The sequence below is a fragment of the Ruegeria sp. F5 genome (genome assembly GCF_056533845.1).
The window spans coordinates 20,022-43,125 of record NZ_JBQFOU010000024.1 but is presented as its reverse complement, the minus strand read 5'-3'; the positions used below and the strand labels follow the sequence as shown (position 1 = coordinate 43,125).

Below are 23,104 nucleotides of genomic sequence, written 5' to 3'. Positions count from 1 at the left end.
CGCCATGACAGACCGTTTCATCTCTTACCCCTTCGTACTTGGGCCGCAGCTTGCCCGGCAAGATGTGGTCCCGCAACGCGAAGGCGTGGCCGAAACGGATGACCCGGATGTGCATCTGCGTTCCAAGATCATGTCGATCCTGTTCACCGCACCGGGCGAACGGGTGATGCGACCGACATTCGGGGCCGGGCTCAATCGTTCAATCTTTGAAAACCTCTCGCCGCTGGCACGCCCGGCGCTGGAATATCGCATTCGCCAAAGCCTGGATCGTGATCTGGGCCCCGAGGCGATACTGGAAGATGTCGATGTCACCCTCGACCCGCCCGGCGGCACGGTGCTGATTGCAATAGACTACACGCGCCGTTCGGACCGGACGCAGAACCGGCTGGAGATCGTCATATGAGCGGCAATGGCGCATATGGCCTGATCTGGGACCAGGCAGAGATTGTACCGGGCGGGTGGCAAGGCATTTCCGCGCTGAATTTCACCGATCCGACGCCCGCTGGGCTGGCGGCAGAGTTGCGGATCGATCTGGCCAAGGTCTCTGACGGGCTGACCGCTCAATCAGTTGAGGTCGAAGGCCCGGAACCGGATGAGCTGGAAATCACCGTCACTGTGGCCGACGGTGATCCGGCTGTCACCGTGCAGTTCCTGCCGCCGGCCTCGGGTCGTCTGCCGCGCGGGCGGCATATTGCGCGGCTGGTCACGGGCGGGAATGATCCGCTGCACCCGTTTTTTGCGCAAAGCCATTTTGACTTCTACATCGACTGCCCCGCCGGGGATTGCCGCCCCGCCGAAGATCCGGCTGCCGGAGCAGGCTCGCCCGAACCGGCCATTGACCTCACGACTAAAGACTATCGCGGATTTGTGCAGGTGGCGCAGGACTGGATCAGGTCAACGGACCCGAACTGGTCCGATCTCGCTCCGGCTTCGGTTGAGGCGACGCTGGTGGAACTGTTGGCGCACCACGCCGACATGCTGTCGCTGCATCAGGACCGGGTCGCGCAAGAAGGATTTATCGACACCGCGCGCGAGCGCATTTCGCTGACCCGGCATGGGGCCTTCCTGGGCTACGATCTGGATCAGGGCGCAACCGCGCAAACCGTGATCGCACTGGATGTGGCCAATTCCGGATTCCTGCCCCAAGGCATCCCGATCGTGCGCCAAGCCGAAGGCGGGCGCGTTACCACATGGTTCGAAACGGCAGAGCAGGTTTTGCTTGATCCCGTGTGGAATGCCGGACTGCTTGATCCGGCGGACGGGCTCGGCCTGCGCGCTGCTGCCTGGCCCGGCGCGGCGGATGCGATCCTACCTGCCGGGACGCGTGGGATTCTAATCCTGGGCTGGGATCTTGGACTTGTGGAAGGGCAACGCATCGCGTTGATGCAGGGCCCGCGCACCCATGTGGGAATTCTGACCGGTTTGCGAGAGTTCGAGGCCCCCGGCTGGACTGCAGATCCAGGCGATCCGTTGTTGCCCACGCCGGTTCAGGTGACAGAGGTTCAGTGGGACACCCCCACGTCCGAGGCCTTTGCCCCCTGGTCCGACAGCTCAGGCCTGCCGATGCTGATCACGGCTAACCTTGTGTCCGCACAACACGGTCAGACCAGGATCGCAGACAGTTCCGGTGCTGCGGGCGCTATTGGTTTTGGCACCGGGCGGGCCGATCTTATGACCGCGAGCGATCCGGCCACCGGACAGTTGCTGCTGCGCGCGCTGCGCACGCCGGAAGGCGACGTAATGACAGATACCGGCACGCCGCCGCGCCCTGCAGTCTCTGTCACCATCGGCGACGAAACGTATCAATGGCAGCCGAACCTGCGCAGTTCCGCCGGGTTTGACAGACACTACACAAGCGAAAGGGACAATGACGGCTCTATCTGGATCTTGTTCGGGGATGGCGTGCAGGGCCGTGCGGTACCAATGTCGGCTGCTGCAACCTTGCCGGATGCCGGTCTGCGCGTCACCTATCGGCATGGCGACCCGGCAGCGGGCAATATCGGCGCATTTGCCCTGAACGCTATTGGGCAACTGGCACCGGATGATCCGCGAAATACCGAAATCTCCAACCTCGCCGTGATTGCCGCCACGAATATTACACAGGCTGGCGGTGGGCGCAGGCCGGTATCGCTTGACGTGGCGCGTCAGCAAATCCCCGAAAGCATCCGCCATCCGGCCCTTGAACGATGCGTCAGCGCAAATGACTATCGCCTTGCGGCTGAACAGGTACCCGGCGTGGCGCAGGCAGTCGCCAAACCGCTGGGCGGTATCTTCAACACCATCGCCATACTCGTGGCTCCGGAAGAAGGGGACGTGCTTGAACCCCCGCTTGCCGACGCGGTCTGGAACCACGTCGAACGTTTGCGCATGGCGGGCCGCGAACATCTGGTGCAACCGCCCGATTACGTGCCGCTGGATATTGACCTTCTGCTATGCCCTGCTGCTGGTGCCGGGGTGGGGCAGGTCCGCGAACAGGCCCGGCGCGCGCTGCTGCCCGGCACCGTTGCTTCGCCCGGGTTCTTCCACCGGTCGCGCACCAGCTTCGGGGCCGAGGTGCGCCTGGGCGACATCCTTGCTGACGTGCAGCGCCAGCCCGCCATAGGTGCCGTGCGCGCGCTGGCTTTCCGGCCGCTTCTCGACGCGGGTACGAATCCGGTGCGCCGGGCCATCCGCCTTGGCCCCACCGAGATCGCCCAGTTTGCCGGGGAAGACGCGCGGCCGGATCGCGGGCGGCTCACCCTGCGCGTGGAAGGGATCGATCCACCCGCTGGCCCGCCTGATGCCTTCGTTGTCGGCGGTCCCGCCGCCGAGCCAGCAACTGGAGTGTCGTCATGAGCCGCCCTCCCATATCGCGCCAAACGTCATCCCCCCGCGGAACCGATCCTGAACTGGGCAAAACCACCTATTTCGGGCTGCGATTTGCCGATCTGGTCGCGCTGTCCGAGGCTTTGGCACGCGACCCGTCCGGCGTACCCGAACCTGGAACAGGCCGTACCATTGCACCGGGTATCGTTGAGATACCCGCCAAGGATCGCGGGCTGGCGCGCACCCTGGTCGAGATACCCGCTCTTTTTGCGCATATACTGGGCGAGCATCAAAGCCACTACGCGGCTGAAGCCTATCTTGGCACCGCCACGCAGGTCCGAAACCTTACGCTTCACGCGCGTCGGCTTGCCTACGAGCCTGATCAGGGGGTCGCCGCAACGGGCTACGCCGTGTTCGAGGTGAAACCCGAACTGGCGGGCACTGTGCCCAAGGGATTTGCCCTGCAATCCGAGCCCAAGGGCGACATCAAGGCACAAACGTATGAAACGCTGGAAGCGCTCGAGGTTTCTGATGCCTGGAACGCCGTGATGCCCGATCTGGCCATGGTGCCGACAGAAATCACCTTCGATGGCGATCTTGTCGATCTGCCCGTGGCATCCTCACCCGGGCTCGACCCCGGTGAGGTTGTCCTGCTGCAAGGGGGCGGGAAGTCGGCGGTCTGCGAAGTTGTTGTGGAAGCTCCAGGCCTGATGCGCCTGCGCCGCCTGTCTCAAGGGTCGGAAAGCACCGGGTCCTGGCCTGAGTTCAATGCCAGCGCACCCTACGAGGTGCTGTGCCGCCCCGATACCGAATTGCGTGTTTTTGGCCACAATGCCGACCCGGTCACTTTCCCGCCGAGTGCCATCAGCAACCCGGCGACATATCCGTCAATGCAGCCTGCGGCCCCGGCTACGGCCTTTGGCTATGTGATCAGCGGATTGAGCGAGGGCAGTTATGCACCGGGGACCTCGCTGATCCTGTCCGAACCGATGCCGCCGCAAGAACCTGACGCACCGATTGCACTGGTCGGCGCATCGACCGCCGCACCTTACGCCGTGAACAACGCCCGCGAAGCGGCCGTGACGTTCCAACGCGGGCAGCTTGTGCCGATCCCGCAGCCTGCCGATGCGCCGGCGGACTTTCCGACCGAACAGTTGATCCGGCAGACATTCAGCGCCCGCGCCGGGCTGCTCGATTTGCGCAGCCCGGGTGGGTCGGTCGTAACATGGGGCCAACTGCCCCTTGATGCGGTGATCTACGCTGACTGGCAAACGCGCGTGCCCGTCGTTGCCCGGCAACCGAACGCCGCGCCCTTCACGGCGACCGCCGAATTTGCAGCCGATCTCAGCGGCATCCGCCCCGGTCGCACCATCATTCTTGAACGGATATCTGACGGGTTCGCTGCCTCGGCCACCATTTTGCGGCTGGCAGCACGGGGGGACGCCTTGTGGGAACTGGTGCTGAGCCTAGACGATGGGATACCGGCTTCCGGTTTCGCTTTGGGCGACATGGTGTTGCGGTTCAACGTGGGCCGAGTAAGCCATGGCGAGATCAAATCAGAAATTCTGGGTGCATCGGACGGCGTGACCCCGCACCAGAGTTTCACGCTTAAAAAACAAGGCGTAACACGGATCCCCGGACCGCAAGGCGGAACCCCGGAACTGGACGTGCGCGTTGATGGCGTGTTGTGGGACAGGGTGACGGATTTTCACTACAGCACCCCCGAGGATCGCCATTACAAGACCGAAGCAGGCGCGGATCAGACGTTATCCGTGGTGTTTGGCGGCGAGAACCGCGCCGCTGTGCCGCCATCCGGCACCCGCAATATCACCGCGGAATACCGCATCGGAAACGGACAGGTGGGCGATGTCGGGGCCGGACGGCTCACGCGAATTCGCAAGGCGTCACCGCTGCTGAAATCCGTGTCGAATCCGCTGCCGCTCTATGGCGGCACGGATCCTGCCAGTCCCGACGACATGCGGCGGCAGGCCACAAGGCCAATCCTGACATTCGACCGGGCCGTCTCGCTGCAAGACTATGCCGATCTTGCCCTGCTGTTCCCCGGCGTCGCACGCGCGTCCGCCCGCTGGCTGGATCGTGGCGCGATCGAGTTGATCGCCGCCGATGCAAATGGTGGCGCGGTCGCCGATCAAACCGCGCTGCGCGCATTTCTCGACGCGCGCCGCGATACCGAGTTGCCGATGGTGCTGCTTGCCCCACAACCTGTCGATATCTGCGTGACGCTTCGGGTGGAACGCAACGCCGCATGGCTGGCCGATGCCGTGCGCGCTGAAGTCATTGATGCGCTGCTCTCCGATGATCGTGTGGCGCCGGGGATGTTTACCTTTGCGGGCCGCGCCTTTTCCGCGCCGCAATCGCTCTCTGGTCTCTATGCGCGCCTGCTGGAACGGGAAGCAATCTCGGGGGTCGAGGCCACTTGCTTTGACATCCTGCCAGACACCGGCGTGACGGACATCATACACGCAACTGACCGACAGTGGCTGCGCCTGTCGCCGAACAACCTCACGGTCGAAATGGTGGAGCCGGGCGCGTTGATCCCGGATGTCGAGGAGGGCAGCGTATGACCGGATATAGCTACGATCCCGACCGCCTTGCGCGCACTGCGGCGCTGCTTTATGCGCATCTGCCCACCCACCTGAAGGCACAGGACGCGAAAAACGCAGCGGCTGTTCCGCCCTCGGACGAAGAGCTGCGCACCTTTGTCGACATTCTCGCCGCGCCGCTGGCCGCGCTGCGGCAAAGCATCGAAGAGCTGCAAGGCGATTTCTTCGTGGACACGGCCGGGAACGAGATGCTGCCACTGCTGGCCGAAACCATCGGGCTGCAACTGGTCTTTTTCGATGCCGAGGCAAACCGGCGCGATCTTGCCGGCACGGTCGCCCGACGCAGACGCAAGGGCACACCAGCAATGCTGGAAGAGATGGCGCGCACACTGGCAGACCGGCTTGTTGCCACCAACGAAGGCTGGAAACTCGTTCAGATCACTCAGGACCTGAACATCCTCCGGCTGGAACGGACCGCCCTTGACCTACGCGCGCCGTCGGTGGCCGAAAAACTCAATGGCCCGCTGGCCAGTCTTGCCAAATCCGTTGACCCCCGCGCAATCACGGCCAACAGCGGGCGGGTCCACCCGCGTCACATGGCGCATTGGCTGCATCTGTCACAGTATTTCCCGCTCAGCGGGGCTTCGGCGCATCGGCTGCCGGATGGCGACGCGGATCTGCGCTTTGCCTTTGATGCCGAAAACGCATGGCGTCCGCTGCGCTGCCGCCCGACCGGTGTCGAGGATACGCTGCGCACGGATCGCGTGCCCGAACGTATCTTTTCCGAAGATCCCGGTGCGTGGTTCGAGCAGGACGGGCGGTTTTCCGTGCGGATTGCCAACTTGCCCGCCGCCGCATCCGCACAAGACGCACCGCGTACGGCGCGCAACATTCCTGCCAGCGACGGCATTCTGACAACCAATCCAAGCATCGACGTCATTGATTATGACGGCGCGCGCACCTCTGGGCCTGTGGCGGTTTCGGTCATGGCGGTGCCGGTTGTGGCCGGGTTGCCCGATACCACGGCCGCCGTCCTGCGCGCCGGTATCGTGATGGATATCACCGGCCAGATCGGCACCTTGCCCCCCGCCGGCGCGATCCCCGCCGATGCCGTGCCCATGCTGCGGTTGTCCACAACCGGCGGCGCGGCCAGCCGCGTCTTCGCCGGGGCCGTCTTGCGGATCACCGGCGGATTGATCCGCGCGCGCCATCCCAGCCCCGTTAGCGAACTCGCTCAGGAAGGCTACCGGAATGGCGCACTTTACGTCTCGGTGCCCGCTGTCCGCCTGACAGATCAGCGCTGGTTCTATATCGGTGCCGATGGCGGGCTGCATCACGCCGACACCGGCGCTGGGGCAGGTGTGACTGTGCCGCTGTCGGGTTCCAACCTGCCGGACCGCGCTTTGGCCTCGCCACCTGTCGGTCCGATCTGGCCGCCCGCGCCCGCGACTGCTGACCGCCGACCTTTTGCAGCGCCGCTTGCCGCCCCGGGTGCCGCACCATTGGTGGTTCACGGGGCGCAGGCGCTGCACCCGTCGGGCAACTCGGTCTTGCCGGGCGGCGAGACCTCGGCGCTCAGCTTCGCGCTGGGTTTTGCAGCACTGGGGCGTCAGTTCCGGCCCATGCTGCGGCTGGTCTGGAGCGGTGCCGACCCCGCCGCAGGCACCTGGGAAGCGCTTGATGAGACAGGTGCCCCGGCACCGGATGTGGCGGCGCGCTGGACCGAACTGGCCGAAACCGTGGCTGCCGCCCCGGCTGATCTGTCCATCTGTCTGAGGTTTGAAAGCGAACGCGCGAATGCGCGGCTGATGCCCGGCGAGATTGCCTTTACCGGTCAAGATGGCCGCGCCGTTCTGATCCACACACCGGAATTGATCGCCAGTGAGACCGGCGGGCCGTGGCCAATCGGGCCTGCGCCACTTGCCGCGCAGTCAGCGGCAGTGCAGGTCGGGCGCGATGGGTCCACCTGGACGGCGGGCACCAATCTTCTGCGCCGCCGCGCTCTGGGGTCTGCTGTCCCACTGCCGGGACCCATCGCACCGCAAAGGCGCGTACTGCGGTGGCGCGTGCTCTGCGCCTGGCAGAACGAAAGCCCGCCAGATGTGCTTGATCCCGCATTGCCCGGCATGCTCGACATCGATCCGGCACATGGGCTTTTCGCGATGGCGGCCAGTGAACCGCCGCCGGACCATCCCGCCGGGCCGGTTCCGCAGCCCGATAGCGTTTCGGTCGCCATGCAGACAGGTTCCACGATGAGTGTGGGCGCGCTTCCGCTTGACCATGACAGAGTGCTGGGTCGTGCGCCCGAACCGGCCACACGACTGGTTTCCGCGTCCGGGCACCTCTCCAAAGGGGCTGTGGCGGTCGCGGCGGGCCAGACGCTCCACCGCACTCTGGCCGAAGCCCTGACCGCGATTGCAAGCGATCCGCAACCCCGCGAGGTCATCGAAATCGCCGATAGCCGGTTCTACCCCGGTGAAGTCCTGACCTGGCCCGCCGGGCCGGATGACATCGTGATCCGCGCCGCGCGCGACACGCAGCCGATTGTGAGTGTGGCGAACTCGGTGCCCGGTGGTGTTTCTTACCGGTCTCTGGAATTGACCGGAATCGCGCTCACGTCCGCCGCTGCACTGACGCTTAATCTACCGCAGGCGCAATCACAGATGTTGAATTTCGTGACGGTCCGGCGCAGCGATCTGACACTGGCGTTCAGCTTCTTCGAAGATACCGGGGCCGAGGCGCTTGCCATAACGCGCGCGGTTCTTGGCCCGATCACGCTTGCCGATCCGGGCCTGATCCGCATCGCTGACGGTGTGTTGGATGCCGGGGCGGGCGGGTTGACGGATGCCATTGTTGCACCGGAGGCGGATCTTACCATGGACCGCGTGACCCTGCTGGGACCGGTTCAGGCCCGGCAGGTCGATATCTCGGATTCGATCCTGCGCCACCCGGTCACGGCAGGCGAACGCTTTGCCGGCTGCATCCGCTATTCTGCGCTGGCCCCCGGCGGGCAAACGCCGCGTAAACACCGCGTGGTGCGCCAGCCCTTCCCGCGCTTTGTCACCTTTGACAGGCGCGACCCGGCGCATCTGCGACTGGCACAGGACACTGACAGCACGATCCTCACCGGTGCGTCTGACGGCGGTGAAATGGGGGCCTTCAACCTTGCAGGCCTGCCCGAACTTGAGCGCGCCGTATTCCAGCGGCTGAGTGAACATACACCCGCGGGTCTTCGAACCGGACTGATCCGACAGAACTAACGAAAAGAAAGGTGGTCTGCCATGAAGGGAGATTTTACCAGAGGGTTCAATCCAGACACCAAACGCGGTGAACGCTACCGCCGTGTTCTGCTGCAGCAGGGCCGGGCCGTACTGGACTCGGACATGGCGGCCCTGTCCGATGCGATCGAAGGATCTCTGCGGCAAAACCTTGCGATGGTGGCCTGTGACGCCGGGTCGTCCGATTTGGGGTTGCTCGTTACGCCGGGACGCTTGCTGACGCAATTCGACGGCACGCTGGGCAATGATTTCATTGCGTCCGGCGGGGCCGAAGTGGTGCGGGACTATTCGCGTAAGTATCTGGACTGGTTGCCCGGGTTGCGCATGGGCACCGGCGGTCAGGTAAGCATTGCGCTTGCAACGCCGCTGGAAGGGCCGACCGACATCCGGATCTGGGCGCGCGCGGACAATGGCGGGGCCAATCCGCTGGTGAACGGAACGCCCGTTGCGGTGCCGTCCGGGCCGGATTACCAGCCGGTCGATGCGACGGTCGACGGGACGGATATTGTGATCGATATCGATTCGGCATCGCGGATCTGGGTCGCCATGATCGAAACCCGCGCCGACAGCACAACCGATCCCGTCCTGCACGGTGCTGCGGGAAATTACGAAGTCGGCGGGCTGGCCTTTGAAACCCAGGGCGGCGCGTGGCCTGCGTTGCCCGATCCCGCCGGGGCTGACATTGTCGGGCAATCCTCGCCTGCTGCACCCGGCACGCGTTTCATAGCATATGTCGAGGTCTGGGAACGGCACATCTCCGCGCTGGAGGACCCCGGCATTCGCGAAACCGCCCTTGGGGGCGATCTTGACACCACCACCCGGACAGAGCTGCGCCATCAGGTGAAGCTGGCCGAGATTTCCGGCCTTGCCGATGCAGATGCTGTGTCTGATGCCTTTGCCAACCGGCTGTCCCCAACCGGCACGCTGACATTGGGCACCGCTACGGAAACTCTGACCGCCGATCCCTGTGACCTGCCCGCACCGGGCGGCTATACCGGTCCGGACAACAGGCTGTATCGGTTGGAAACGCACGAAAACAATATCGGAGCCGTGCTTTTCAAATGGTCGCGAGAAAACGGGTCCGAGCTATATCGCGCATGGTTCCCCGATGATGGTGGCATCCCGCCCCTTGCGGCCAGCCTGTCGGTGCCTGCCAATTCCGATCTGCGTGATGGCGATCTTGTGGAACTGCTCAGCGATGCGACCGATCTGGGCGACGCGGCCCCCGGCACGCTTGACGCCAGCGGCTTTACCCGGCCGGAACGCCGGGTGGGCAGGCTTCTGCGCCTGTCGGGCGGTGAGGAGATTACTGGCTCCACCCGCATCTTCGATCTGCGCGATCCGCTGGACGAAACCTCCGTGACCGACATCGCCACGGCTGAGCACGACCCCGGCAGCCTCAAACTGCGCCGCTGGTCCGGGCTGATCCGGCACAGCGCCGACAATGTCTACGAGCTGGAACACGGGATCGAGGCGGATATCGCAGGCACCGCGTTCGAGCCCGGCGATTGGTGGCAATATGAGGCGCGGGTTGTCAGTGCCAACGCAAATGGCCCCGTCCGCCCTGCCCCGCATGGGCCGGAACGGCTGTTTGCGCCGCTTGCCATCCTGCAGCAGACGCCCGCGGGCAACCCGATGCTGCTGGAAGCATGGCTCGACAAACGCTTTCCGAAACTCTGCGAGATCGAGGCGGATGACGTCTCATATGACGGCGCGCGCGTCGACAGCGACAGCATCACGGTGCAGGAAGCGCTGGACGAGTTGTTCGAGCGCGAAACCGGCGATGGCTGCGGCGAAATCCCGGTGCCCGAAGGCGGCGATATCCGCGATATCATCGACGCGATCCCCGATGGCGGCGACGCCAAGATCTGCCTCGGTCCCGGCACACGGCCCGTGCCGTCGGTGATCGAGGTGTTTGACAAAGGGCACATCACCATCACCGGCATCGGGCTTGGCTCTTTACTGACGGTGCGCAGGCCCACGTTCCATTTCCGCAACTGCCGGGCGGTGACTCTGGTGGATTTCTCGATCGATGCCGATGGCACCGGGCAAAGCATCCTGCGGTTTGACGATTGCGGGCAGATAGACGTGCAGCGGCTTGTGATACGGTCACGGGCCGAAGTCTTCGACGGCGCAGCCGCGATCCGCATCACGACCAGCGATGATGGCCGCACCCGCAGCGCCAGACTGCGCGACTGCCGGATGGAGCTGGGGCACAACGACACCGGCATTCTGGCCGTCGGTGTGCGCGATGTGGAGGTTTCGGGCTGCGATATCGAAGTGCCGGGCAACCGGTTCGATCTGAGCGGACGCGTGGCGAGCGATGACATATTTGCCTCAACGGTTGGCCACGTGTTTCTGAGCCAGCTCAGTTTCAACGTGGATACTAATATCTTCGTCGGCGGATCGGTGGTGTCGTTCAGCAATGTGGATTTGGGACGCCAGAATATCGCAATTGCAGGTTGGGGCCGCGATCCACTGCGGTTTTCAACCCATAATCTGATCACCACCAGGAATTGGGACGATCTGGCCGATGCCAACCCGCCAGGCAACCCCTCGGGTGGCCAGCCCAGCATGCGGGCTCATATCCGGCGGTTCCGGCGGGGCCTGATACGCGCCGCGCTGCAGCTTCCGTCACCTGTGACAGTCCCGGCAACGGCGCGGGGGCGGGTCCGGGCCGTTGGTATCGCCATTAGGGCGAGCGGCACGCTGACGCACGGGCAAACGGGCATCGTGATCGCCGCCCCGCGCGGACCGACGATTGCCGGAGAGCGCGACCCCTCGACCCTGATCGACCGTCAGGATGCGCAATCGGTCCGGATCAACGGCAATCGCATCTCGGGCTTTCAACAGGGCATCCGCATCGCGGGCAATGCCCGGAACACAGTCGGGTTCGATACGCAGCGCACGGTTTTCCGCGATGTCGAGGTCGATGGCAACCGCGTTGATATCCGCCCGCCGATGTATGCCCGCTCGCGCTGGGGAATTATGGTCGGAAGCTCTGTCAGTGTCGCGGTGCGCAACAATCGGGTGAACAACCTGATTGCTGAGACCGGGATCATTGATCCTGACCGGCCCGTGCCGGTTGGTCTGGCACCAACAGATGGTATCCGGCTATGGGGGGTGTTCGGCAGCTATGTTCAGCTTGAGCGAAACGCCTGTTTCGGAACCACACACGGAGTACGGTTCCGCGCGCTGAATCCTCAGCCTGATCCCACCCGCTCGGTCTGGAAAATCTCTGACCAGACGGGTACTGCGTCTATTCCGGCCAACGCGCTTTCCGGAGGCCCCGGACAGGCAGAAATCGTCAATATACCTTGATCAGAGACTGAAGCTGTGCCGAAAACCACTAGGACATACAAGCAACTTGTGGTAGTGTCCAAGCTGCATATCCACGGCGTTTCTCGCAACAATGGGCTTCGCCAACGTGATATGTATTTATGGTTCACAGAGTTCAAATCTCTGATAGCAAAGGGAAAGCCTCGCTTTCCCTTTCTCTGTTGCCGGGGCCCGGAATGAAACAGGCCGCTGCGAAATCCGCCCCCCAAACCGCCAGGGCCCCCGCCAGACCGGCCCCGACGCCAGCGCCCGAAGCAATGGGTGCGGCAGACCTGTCGACACTTCAGTCCAGCCTGACCGGCGGCGCGCCCCTGCCCCTGTCCACGCGCCAGCGGCTGGAAGCCGGATTTGGCACCAATCTTGGCGATGTGCGGGTCCATACCGGTGGGGCGGCGGCCAAAGCCACATCGCAAGTACAGGCCGAGGCCTTTGCAACAGGGCCGAATATCGCCTTCGCACCCGGGCGCTACAATCCCGGCACCAAGGCCGGGGATCACCTGATCGCCGAGGAGGTTGCGCATGTGGTCCAGCAACGCGGATCAGGCGGGCAGGTTGTGCAGCGTCATGCGCTGGTCTCAAACATCTCGGACAGCGCCGAGGTTTCAGCGCGCGCCGCTGCAGACAATATCGTGGCCGGGCGCAAGGCGAGCCTGTCGCTCTCGGGCCTGTCGACACGGGGGCGCATCATGCGGCGCGCCAAGGCCAGCACCAGAGCCCCCTCGCCCGTTGTGGCCGCCCCGACCAGCGTGCTGGGTGCCACCAGGGCCGGTCCGGCCCCGATACTTACTCCGACGATGACCTCCACCCTCAGCCCCGCAGGCGGCAAACTGGTGGACAGTGCATCCAGACGCGACACCAAACAGGCATCCAACGCCCGAAGCGCGCAGTCCGCGAAAGCCCCGGACGAAGCGCAGACGACACAAGCCGGCACGGCACCCGGTGCGCCCAATGTGATGACCGCAGGCAGCCCTGCAGGTGCCGCGGCAGAAGGCCCTGCCGCTGCGGCGAAACCAAAACGGGAGGGCAAGAAGGAAAAAGAGCAGAAAACAGACACCGAAAAGGTGAAAAAGGAAAAGAGCCGTAAGGGCGCAAGCCGGGCTCCGCGCGGTGGCGGCGGCGGCGGGGGCGGCACCTTTGGCAAGGTCACGGGCGACCGCGGGGCCGAAACTGCCCGCCAGGCTCAGCGCAGGCTGGAAGATCGCGCCGTGGCGCTGTCGACCAATGAAGGGGCTGACAGCCGGATCGGAGCCGCGCGCGAGGCCGCCGCCCCGCCAGCCAATGCCGCACAGGCCTCGGGCCAGCAAGGCCATGCCACGGCACTGGAAGGCGCGGACGTGCCCGCAGGCGATCCAGCGGCGGCACGCGCCGCCTCCCGCTCGGCCGTATCTGCGGCAACGCCGGGCACCATCGAAGAGCTGGAGGATTTCGCCGGGGCCGGGGGTGCCGCGCGCCGGGCACCGCTGACCGACGCAATTTCAGGTCAGGCCCAAAGCCAGACCGCACAGGTGCAATCCAGCCTTGATGCGGTCAATGCCCCACCCGAAGGCGCAGCCCCCGCCCCGGCGGTGCCGCAGCCCGAGCCTATGACCGCTCCGGACACTGCCGATCCCGCCCTGACGCAGGCGGTGCCGCCGCAAGTGAACGAAGAGGCGTTGGATGCAACCGAGTTCAAGGCCGAAGCGGACGCCAAACTGGCCGAACATGATGTGGATGACGAAACGCTCAACAAGGCTGACGAAGGCCCCCTGCGCGACATTGGAAACGACAAAACCAAGCTGAATGACGATGTCGAGGCTGCGGGCAGCCGGGCCCGCGCGACAGAAACACAGGCCCGCGACACGGCCCGCAGCGCGCTTTCCGGGGCGCAGTCCGGCGCGCAGGCGGACATGGTTGGTCAGCGCGAGGCCGGACAAACCGGCGTGTCCACGCAACAGGACAGCACGCGCGTTAGTGAGGAACAGGGCGAGCAGTCGCTGGCCGACCAGATCAACACCACTTACCAGACCGCTCAGACCGAGGTGAACACAAAACTCTCGTCACTCACTACGGACGCGGTTGAGAGCTTTCGTGAACGGCAAGGCGCGCGGCTCGAAGCCTTTGCCAGTGGCGTACGCTCTGACCTCGAAGCGCTCAAGCGGCGGCGATACTCAGGCCTGAGGGGTGCCGCACGCAGAGTGCGCGACTGGCTCCTCTCGATCAACTCCGTGCCAGAGGTAAAGCGGCTCTACGAACGGCACAGGAACCAGTATATTGCCGATATCGATGCGCTGATCACCCAGATCAAGGCCGACATCGACACCACAATCGAAGACTGCAAAACCGCTCTGCGCACCGCCAGAGAGACGATCGAGCAGTTGATGACAGACAATGCCGACCAGCTTGATACGGCGGCACAGGAGGCTCTGACACGGGCGCGCGATGGCTTCACCCGGATGGAGCAGCGCATCGACCAGGCCGCCGAGGCCGCCAAGCGCGCGCTGGATGCCGAGCGCGAACGCGCGATTCAGGCGATGGATGCCGAGTTGGAGAAGATCCGCTCGGAAAATGCCGGTCTGGTGGACCGGATCGCCGGGGCCATTGCCGCCCTTGCCGCTGCATTGGGGCAGTTCATGGCGCTGATGGCGCGGATCACCCGCATGGCCATTGGCACGTTTCTGTCATCCGCGCTGGCGCAGGCAGGCGACGGGATGCGCAATCACCTTTGGGGGCAGTTGCAGGAAGCGTTCAAGCAGTGGCTCTTTATGAAGCTGCCGATGTTGCAGCTTTTGTTATCGCTGCCCCCCAACTGGTACGAAATGCTGACGGCGCTGGCGACCAATATGATCGGGCTGTTTACCGAGAATTTGCCCGCCATGTTACCGGCCGTCGGAACGGCGGCGATGATCTGGCTTGCCACGACACTGGCGGCCAAGCTGATCCCCGGGGTCGGAGCGATCATGGCGGTGATCGACGCCATTCGCGGGGCCTACGCCCTTGTGCAAAGCCTGTTTACCGCCGCGCAGGCTTTTTTCAGTTTCCTGATGGCCGTCGCGGGTGGTTTGGGCGGTGCAGCCGTGGCCTTTGCCCGCGCGATTGCCTTCGGCATTGTGGCCGCCGTCGACGCCATCCTGACGTTTCTGGGTGTCGACAGGTTGATCCGCCGCGTGGTTGGGGCCATCGCCCGCCCCTTTGGCCGCATCATCCGCCGCATCGGTTCGCGCTTCCGGGCGTTGATGCAACGGATGCGACGCCGCCGCAGACGCGGACGTAGGCAGAGGCAACGGGACGGCGGGCGCGGCGGAAACGCGAACAGACGAGGCGCCGCCCGGTCCCGAGCGCGCACCAGAAGACGCCAGCGCCGGCAACGCCGCTCGCGGCGCAGCCGCAGACGGGACCGTCGCAATCCGAACACCCGCCGCCGGGAAAGCGCCGCCGACCGCCGCCGCCGCCGTCAACAAGAACGGGAGCGCCGTCGGCGCGAGCGGCTGCAACGTGCCGTTCGTGCCATTCGCCCCAAAGTGGCACGGTTGCACAGACGCGGTGTCTCAAGGCTGGGACTGCGAGCGCGTCTGGCGGTGTGGCGCATCCGCTATCGCCTGTCTTCGCTTGCAATAACGGGCGGGCGCATCATGGCGCGGGTGAACCCGGCTTCCGAAGCCGGACGAATCTCGCAAATGAGCCCGCAGCGTATCGGCAATGCGCTTGAGCCCATATTGCGCGAAGCGGAACGGATATTCGAACAACAGCGGCTGCAGAATCCGCAAGTGGCCAGCGAAGCAGCCGCATTTGATCAGGGGCTGGCATCGGGGCGGCACACTGTGGCGGGTCCGAACATGAACGACGCAGACGTCGTGTTCGGAGCCCGTCGGTTCTTTTCTGGACCACGGCAAATGCTGATGCCGTTCCGCAGCAGACGCGGCCAGGCCAGCCGGATCGCCTCATTCTCAACTCGCCCCGGCGGTCCACAGGTCACGATCCGGGACAATCTGCGCGGGTCGATGATGGTACAGCCCGGTGCACCCAGCTACGCCGGATTTACGCCGGCCACGCTGCAGACGCCCTCGGGCAATCAATTGCTCGACGTGGTCGAAGCGGCGCGGGCACCCGGGCAATTAGCCACCCGTGCCGTTACGCGCGATCTGGTCAGCGCTGGTATGGTGGATCCAATGCAGGCAGCCAGCGGCGAATTCAATCCGATGGCTCCGCAAGGGGCTTCGGTCGCAGCCGATCAGGAATTCCGGGGCAGACAAGACAGCGGCTCCTTCACTCAGGCCCAGGTCGATCAAGCCTCGGCAACCCGGCGTGAACGCACCGGCCGCGTGTTCCAGAGACTGGATCGCGTATTGCATCAGCAAGCGCGCAGCATGGACATCTACGGCGAAGGGACAGCGCTGCGCGACCTGGCGCAAGCCTTCCGCAGGTGGGCTATCACAAACGTTTCGCGCGCCGGCCGCCGCGCCTCAACACCCGCACAACGCGACGCCGCAGTGGCCGGGTTGATTGCAAGTATGGTCGCCTTCCTTCGAAGTCGGTATCCTTGAGTCATGACCAACCAACTCAGAATCCGCCTTCTGGCGTCTCAATACGATCTGACGTCAGCCGTTGACGCAATCAAGTCCGCGACCACCGCGTTGGGGGAATTTGACCGCGCTCCGCCAGTAGATGACGGGAATGGAACAACAGAAATCACATGGATTTCCGAATCCGGTGAAATCATCGTGTTCCTGTCGGATGATTCCCTGAACCAGATTCTTCGCATTGACATTGCTGCGCCATCAGACGCCGACGCTGAAAGCCTTGCAAATCGAATACGCAAGCAAATTGACGTTCAGAGCTTTTCAGAGTTGCTGTCGGACGCACAACCGCTTTCCGGGCGTGCATTGGAAGAACGGTTGGTGCGGCTTGCTCAGGTGGCACCGGTTGGCTCTGATCATGAACAGTTGACTTCGCTGGTGCAAAAGGCGCTCGCGGACGAGTTTGCCGGCGCACGAAAATCCGCGGTCTTTGCCGCCTATCTGGTCCGTTCGCCAGAACTGATTGAATTGATTGCAGGAGCACTCGCACATGAAAGCGACGCGGAGCTTCAAGAACTGATGCGATTGACTGTCCAGCAGGCATCTGAACCGCAGGGGCCGCGCAGTCACAATTTATGACCGATCAGGCGGAAAACCACCCTCTTTCAGGTTTCACTTAGGCACCTTCGTCAGGCCGCCAACCGGTTCATGCCAAAGTTCCGGTGACCAACGCGACGGCATCCGGCTTCCGACTGCTTGCCGAGGTCGCAGTACCATTTGCCCGTGCCAGACCGAACGTGGCCGGTCCTGAAATTGCGACACAATCTTGGACAGATGGAACAACCAGCAGAACGAGGGCTCTGTTGCATAGCTTTGGCTGTTGACGCGTTTGGGTCTAGCGCGTGGATGGCATTCGGTCCCAACTAGTCGAAAGCCAGCTCATGATCTCGTTTTAAGGCGCGCAATATCCTAAGGATGTGATCCTCTTTTCTGTGTTCTTCTACGTCGGATATGGCGTGTCGTACCGTGATCTTGAAAAAATCATGTCCGAGCGTGGCATTGCGATAGATCACACGACGCTGAACCGTTGGGCTACACGGCATACCGAGTATGACGTGAGTGATATTTGTGGCGCTCCTGATATCTAACCGGGAACGCCTCACATCCGAACAGTAAAACAAGCGACAGACCCACATCAGTGTTCACGCACGACCCAAACCGGCCCACTACGGACATCCGGCAACTGACCTCGTTGCTGCATTTGCAGCCTGCTTTGCTGCCATTCGCTGCGTCGGCGAGATGTTTGCTTCACCTACGGTACGCATGGCGGACCAAAGCAATCGAAGGCCCGCAGACCCAGTTCCGTGTTTGAGAATTTTTTTTGGATTTGGTCGATCGAGTTGAAATTGACGGGAGTGCTATCAACTCAGCATTCTCTCAGAAACATCCTCAAGAAGATCGTGCAGTTCGAATTCCGAACCTTTTTCTGCGAGCCCCTTGTCTTGCAGAATGAACGACAGGCCATGCACGAAACTCCATAGCAGAAACCCCCGGCGGCGCACTTCGTCCGTGATTCCCTGCTCGCCAAGACATTTTGCAACTTCGGTCAAAAGAATGCCAAAGCTCTGTTGTCCACCCACCTCCAAATGAGGGTCGGCGATGCGATCTGTGAATCCGCCAAACTTCAGCCGAAATACTCCCGGCTCGTTCTGCGCAAATGCAATATACTCCATTCCGATGGCGGTGATACGTTCCGGCGATCCTTCAGGTATACCCTCGAGCGCAGTCAGCATGTTTTGGCGATGCCTGGCCATGCCCTCAAGAACGACGGCGACAAGCATTTCTGTCTTGTCTTTGAAGTGCTTATAGGGTGCTGCAGTGGACACCCCCGCCAACTTGCAAGCCTCGGAAACCGAAAAACTGTCCGGGCCTTTTTCTTCCACCAGCTGCCGGGTCGCTTCGATGAGTGCCGCGCGCAGGTCACCGTGATGATACGATTTCTTCTTTACGGATCGGTGGCCGGTTTTGCTGGCTGTGGCCAAGGTTTTTTCTGTGCTCGTCATGATCCAACATGTGGCAGATCACGTAACACTTGTCAAAGTGAGAACTTCTAACATATGTTAGATGCACTAACTTGATGAGGTCCCAAAATGCCGAATCCTGCGAAATCTTCTTCTGAACCCATCCGGCAAAGCCTGTTTTCGCGCATGTTGCGCGCTACTTTCCGGTTAGGGGTGACTGTCAGCGTTATCGCCATTGCATCAGCCGCGGTCTTCTTTGGAACCTCCGAGCTAACGCGCCGAGCGGACGCCGTGCCCGCACCGGATGCTGCATCCGTTACCCCTGTTTCCGTCACACCGATCAGGTCCGAGTCGCAGTATACTGTTGATCGCGTTTTCATCGGTCAGGTCGAACCGCAGCGCTCGGCAAATGTGTCATTCGAACTGAACGGTACTTTGGATCAGATCCTGGTGGATGAGGGCGATGAAGTGGCGAAGGGTCAGCTTCTTGCGACACTGGATATCGCGCTTTTAAAGGTTGAACGCGACCGCCTGACCGCATCGCGAAATGCCATTGCTGCACAGCTAAGCTTTGCGCAGAAAACGGTCGGACGAAATACAAAGCTAGTCGAACAGGGCTTTACCAGCCAGGCAAGGCTGGATGAGGCGCTGGCGCAACAGGATGAGTTGTCGTCCAGAATTGGCGAGCTTGATGCAGCCTTGCATAACGTGGCGGTTCGGAACGAAAAATCCAGCATCAAGGCACCATTTGCGGGGCAAATTACCTCACGCCACGTCGATGGAGGCGAGACTTTGCGCTCTGGCGAACTGGTGCTGGGCATGGTCGAGGTCGTGTCCCCGCAGGTGCGGATTGGAATACCGCTGGACGTCGCGCCCGCCCTGTTATCGGATGTCGAGATCGAAATAGCAGGTGAAAGACGTCAGGCAGAACTCGCGACCCTGCGGCCCGATATTGATCCGGTCACCCGCACCCGCACAGCCTTGTTCGTTCTGAAAAATCAGCCGGATATTGCATTCGGTCAGACTGCACGTGTGCATGTCATCGAACCGGTTCAAAGCGCAGGAACCTGGGTTCCGACAACCTCGCTAAAGGAAGGAAACAGAGGCCAGTGGACGTTGTTGGTGGCGGACGGTCAAAAAACCGTGCGTTTGGCCACGGTCGAAGTGCTTCACGCCGAAGATGACCGCGTCTTTGTACGTGGAGCGTTCCCAGACGGCACGGTTCTGATTGATCAGGGACCACAGCGTGTAACCGTTGGTCAGCGTGTCGCCTTCGAAACCGGCCAGTAGCGGAGCGATCCCATGGAAACCCTGACCTTTCGCCACCCCCGGCTTGTCGCTCTTATCATCCTGGTGCTTGTATCCGCGGGGTTATCGTCGTTCCTGTCGCTGGGCCGGCAAGAAGACCCCACAATCACCAACCTTTTTGCAACCGTAACCACTAAGTTTCCGGGCGCAGATCCTAAGCGCGTCGAAGCCCTTGTCACGGCGGAAATCGAGGAAGAGCTTCGCAAAATTGCCGAAGTGGATGAAATCAGCTCGGTATCCCGTTCGGGCGTTTCCGTTGTCTCTGTCGAGCTGATTGAAACGCTGGATGAGACCACCATCGAACAGGTTTGGGCTGAAGCGCGAGATGCGGTTGAGGATGCCAGCCAGAAGTTCCCGGTGGGCGTGCTGCCTCCGGACTTCGACGCCGAAGGTATTTCCGCTTATTCTGCGGTCATCGCGGTGGCGGCAGACACTCCGGATTTCCCGATTACTTTGCTGTCTCGCCACGCCGAAACACTGGGCGACCGGCTGCGCGCGATACCTGCGACACGGGCCGTCGACTACTTTGGTCTGCCGGACGAAGAAGTTCTGGTCAGTGTTGAATTGGATAAGGCGGCAGCCTTGGGGCTCAGCGCTGCCGAGATATCCCGACGAATTGCACAAGCCGATGGCAAAGTTCAGTCGGGGCGACTGCACTCCGATGTGGATCTCACGATCAACATCAGCGGTGAGATCGAGACCCTGGACCGTGTCCGCAATATTGTCCTGCGCGAAAGTGCGGAAGGCGCTGTGGTGAAGCTGGGAGATATTGCCAGCATCGACCGAGGCGCACGCGATCCGCAGTCGTCCATCGCATTCGCCAACGGCAAGCCCGCTGTTCTGGTGGGCGTTCTGGCACAAGACGGTGTTCAGATCGACCGCTGGACCGGTTTTCTACGGAACGAACTTGAGACCGGCGGCGCCTCGGTGCCTTTGGGCATTCAGGAACTTCTACTTTTCGATCAAAGCCAATACACGACGGACCGCCTGACAGAGGTCGGGATCAACATGGCCATCGGTGTGGCGCTTGTGGTGGCAGTGCTGTTCGTAACGCTGGGCGTGCGCGCCGCGGCGGTTGTCGCTTTGGTGCTGCCGGTCGTTTCATTGGCGACTCTGGCCACGATGAACATGATCGGTTTGCCCATTCACCAGATGTCCGTCACAGGTCTGATTGTGGCATTGGGTTTGCTCGTTGACGCGGCCATTGTTATGACCGACGAAATTCGGCGTCGCCTGCAGGAAGGAATGGCGCGCCCTGAGGCCGTCCGGGACGCTGTCCGCCGACTGGCCGCGCCCTTGCTGGCATCGACTGTCACAACCGCGCTTGCATTCACACCGATGATCTTGCTTCCCGGACCTGCCGGGGACTTTGTCGGCGCCATCGCCATCTCTGTGGTGCTTATGCTGGTATGGTCGCTGCTTGTTGCACTGACTGTGACGCCAGCGATTGCGGGCTGGCTTTTGTCAGACCGCGCCGATGCCGGGATGCTGAGCCGCGGTATCAGCATCCCTCTGCTTGCGCGCCTGTTTGAAGCCTCTATCCGTTTTGCCGTCGCCAACCCGGTGCGATCCATCGCCCTGGCCTTGATTTTACCAGTGCTGGGTTTTGTGGCGTTTCCAACGCTGACGGCGCAGTTCTTTCCCGGCGTAGACCGCAACCAATTCTATATCGAAGTCGATATGCCTGGTGGCACATCAATCGCCAAGACCGAAGCAACCGCGCGACAGATCGACGAAATGCTGCTGGCGGATGAGGGGGTGAAAAGCGTCTATTGGACCGTCGGAGAATCCGGCCCTGCCTTCTACTACAATATTGTCGGCAACCGCTCGCGCGAGCCCGGCTTTGCGCAGGCCATGATCACAACCGAGACCGCTGACGACGCGGCACGTATGGTTGGCACATTGCAGAGCCAACTGGACACAGAATTTCCCGACGCTCAGATTATCGTGCGCAATCTGGTGCAGGGCCCGCCCGTCGCGGCACCGGTTGAGGTGAACATACAAGGGCAGGACATCACGGTTCTTCGCAAGCTGGGCGATGAGGTGCGTTCGATCATGGCCAATCTTGATCTGGTGACCCAGGCCCGGGCCAGCGTCAACGGCGGCAACCCACAAATCCGGTTCGAGATTGATGAGGTCAAAGCCCGCTTGTTGGGGCTGGACGTGGCGGATATCGCCCGACAGCTGGATTCCGCGCTGGTGGGCGTTACCGGCGGGTCGCTGATCGAAGGAACAGAACAATTGCCTGTGCGTGTGCGTCTGGGTGACGAGGTCCGGTCGGATCTTAGCGCAATTGTCAGTATGCCCATCCTGTTGCCGAACGCGGCCGCCGTCTCGGCGACCGGCGTGTTTCCCGCCGTGCCGCTGTCAGAACTGGCCCGCCCCGTTATTGAACCGGCCGAAAGCGTCATAACGCGAACAGACGGCATTCGCGAAAACACCATTCAGGCATTTATTGTCCCGGGTGTATTACCCGAAGAGGCTTTGCAGGATGTATTGGCGGCGCTCGATGCGTCAGGATTTGTGCTGCCACAAGGCTACACCATGTCCTTGGGTGGCGACAGCGACGCCCGGTCCAACACCGTCGGGAATCTGCTAGCATCCGTTGGCTTGATCGTCACATTGTCCATTGCGACGATTGTGCTGACATTCAACTCATTCCGGCTGACCGTTGTAACCCTTGTGGTGTGCGTCCTGTCCGCGGGACTTTCGATGTTGTCACTGGCCATCATGCAGTTTCCATTCGGCATCACGGCGATTATCGGCGTCATCGGCTCAATCGGTGTGTCCGTCAATGCCGCGATCATCATTTTAACCGGCTTGCAAAAGGACCCTGATGCAAGCCGCGGCGATCATATTGCCATGGCGCGGGTTGTGTCCGGTTCAAGCCGCCACATCATCTCGACAACGGTGACGACCTTTGGCGGGTTCCTGCCTCTGATCCTCGGTGGCGGCGCGTTCTGGCCGCCATTCGCAGTGGCGATCGCCGGTGGCGTATTGTTGTCGACCGTCGTGTCCTTTTACTTCACGCCACCGGTTTTCGCATTGGTCTACCGGGGACGGTTTGGAAAACGACATCTGTCCACTCACCAAAATCCCGATTCCGACAACGCGGTACTCAGGCTGGCCGCAGAATGAGGGTTGCGATCATTTCTGCTGGCGAAATTCTCTTCGCCGAAAGCTGCATTTGACCGCCATAGGCCCCAAGGTTTTCGGCAAGATCTTTTTCTCACCCCGGCATCGACGCTGCATCCAGCTGATATGCCCACCTTGTTCGGATGTGGACGGCAGGGATT

Annotated in this window: 10 protein-coding genes and 1 pseudogene; 10 read left to right on the top strand and 1 reads right to left on the bottom strand. The window is 62.4% G+C overall.

From position 1 onward, the window contains the following. Positions 1-4: 4 nt before the first annotated feature. From ACR0K1_RS22835 to ACR0K1_RS22800, 8 genes and pseudogenes are all read left to right on the top strand, one after another. On the top strand, positions 5-403 hold the full coding sequence (locus ACR0K1_RS22835; protein ID WP_480617283.1) for a GPW/gp25 family protein: 399 nt from the start codon (positions 5-7) through the stop codon (positions 401-403). Beyond that, complete coding sequence (locus ACR0K1_RS22830) at positions 400-2,835, top strand: baseplate J/gp47 family protein (RefSeq protein ID WP_480851960.1); 2,436 nt, start codon at positions 400-402, stop codon at positions 2,833-2,835. Before ACR0K1_RS22835 ends, ACR0K1_RS22830 begins: the two co-directional genes overlap by 4 nt. Further along, positions 2,832-5,390, top strand: a complete 2,559-nt coding sequence (locus ACR0K1_RS22825) for a baseplate J/gp47 family protein (RefSeq protein WP_480851959.1) — start codon at positions 2,832-2,834, stop codon at positions 5,388-5,390. The genes ACR0K1_RS22830 and ACR0K1_RS22825 overlap by 4 nt, the downstream gene beginning before the upstream one ends. After that, complete coding sequence (locus ACR0K1_RS22820; protein WP_480851958.1) at positions 5,387-8,629, top strand: hypothetical protein; 3,243 nt, start codon at positions 5,387-5,389, stop codon at positions 8,627-8,629. Before ACR0K1_RS22825 ends, ACR0K1_RS22820 begins: the two co-directional genes overlap by 4 nt. 21 nt (positions 8,630-8,650) lie before the next feature. Beyond that, positions 8,651-11,968 (top strand): DUF6519 domain-containing protein, encoded by a 3,318-nt coding sequence (locus tag ACR0K1_RS22815; RefSeq protein WP_480851957.1) that lies wholly within the window; start codon positions 8,651-8,653, stop codon positions 11,966-11,968. A 194-nt stretch (positions 11,969-12,162) separates the two neighbouring features. Continuing rightward, positions 12,163-16,506 (top strand): eCIS core domain-containing protein, encoded by a 4,344-nt coding sequence (locus tag ACR0K1_RS22810; protein WP_480851956.1) that lies wholly within the window; start codon positions 12,163-12,165, stop codon positions 16,504-16,506. 3 nt (positions 16,507-16,509) lie between these two features. Then, positions 16,510-17,118, top strand: a complete 609-nt coding sequence (locus ACR0K1_RS22805; RefSeq protein ID WP_480851955.1) for a hypothetical protein — start codon at positions 16,510-16,512, stop codon at positions 17,116-17,118. Between the two features lie 338 nt (positions 17,119-17,456). Then, positions 17,457-17,582, top strand: a pseudogene (locus ACR0K1_RS22800) (IS6 family transposase); the annotation flags it as partial. A 318-nt stretch (positions 17,583-17,900) separates the two neighbouring features. Here ACR0K1_RS22800 and ACR0K1_RS22795 read toward each other — a convergent pair. Further along, entirely contained in the window at positions 17,901-18,542 is a 642-nt protein-coding gene (locus ACR0K1_RS22795) for a TetR/AcrR family transcriptional regulator (RefSeq protein ID WP_480617406.1), read from the bottom strand. Between the two features lie 249 nt (positions 18,543-18,791). Here ACR0K1_RS22795 and ACR0K1_RS22790 point away from each other — a divergent pair, with 249 nt between their 5' ends. Further along, positions 18,792-19,790, top strand: coding sequence for an efflux RND transporter periplasmic adaptor subunit (locus ACR0K1_RS22790; protein WP_480851954.1), 999 nt, complete (start codon positions 18,792-18,794; stop codon positions 19,788-19,790). A 12-nt stretch (positions 19,791-19,802) separates the two neighbouring features. Then, entirely contained in the window at positions 19,803-22,946 is a 3,144-nt protein-coding gene (locus tag ACR0K1_RS22785) for an efflux RND transporter permease subunit (RefSeq protein WP_480851953.1), read from the top strand. The last annotated feature ends 158 nt before the right edge of the window (positions 22,947-23,104 follow it).

Bases quoted from the DNA above. Each gene is read 5' to 3' on its own strand.
- ACR0K1_RS22835 (WP_480617283.1), top strand. From the start codon at position 5: ATGACAGACCGTTTCATCTCTTACCCCTTCGTACTTGGGCCGCAGCTT.
- ACR0K1_RS22830 (WP_480851960.1), top strand. From the start codon at position 400: ATGAGCGGCAATGGCGCATATGGCCTGATCTGGGACCAGGCAGAGATT.
- ACR0K1_RS22825 (WP_480851959.1), top strand. From the start codon at position 2,832: ATGAGCCGCCCTCCCATATCGCGCCAAACGTCATCCCCCCGCGGAACC.
- ACR0K1_RS22820 (WP_480851958.1), top strand. From the start codon at position 5,387: ATGACCGGATATAGCTACGATCCCGACCGCCTTGCGCGCACTGCGGCG.
- ACR0K1_RS22815 (WP_480851957.1), top strand. From the start codon at position 8,651: ATGAAGGGAGATTTTACCAGAGGGTTCAATCCAGACACCAAACGCGGT.
- ACR0K1_RS22810 (WP_480851956.1), top strand. From the start codon at position 12,163: ATGAAACAGGCCGCTGCGAAATCCGCCCCCCAAACCGCCAGGGCCCCC.
- ACR0K1_RS22805 (WP_480851955.1), top strand. From the start codon at position 16,510: ATGACCAACCAACTCAGAATCCGCCTTCTGGCGTCTCAATACGATCTG.
- ACR0K1_RS22795 (WP_480617406.1), bottom strand. From the start codon at position 18,542: ATGACGAGCACAGAAAAAACCTTGGCCACAGCCAGCAAAACCGGCCAC.
- ACR0K1_RS22785 (WP_480851953.1), top strand. From the start codon at position 19,803: ATGGAAACCCTGACCTTTCGCCACCCCCGGCTTGTCGCTCTTATCATC.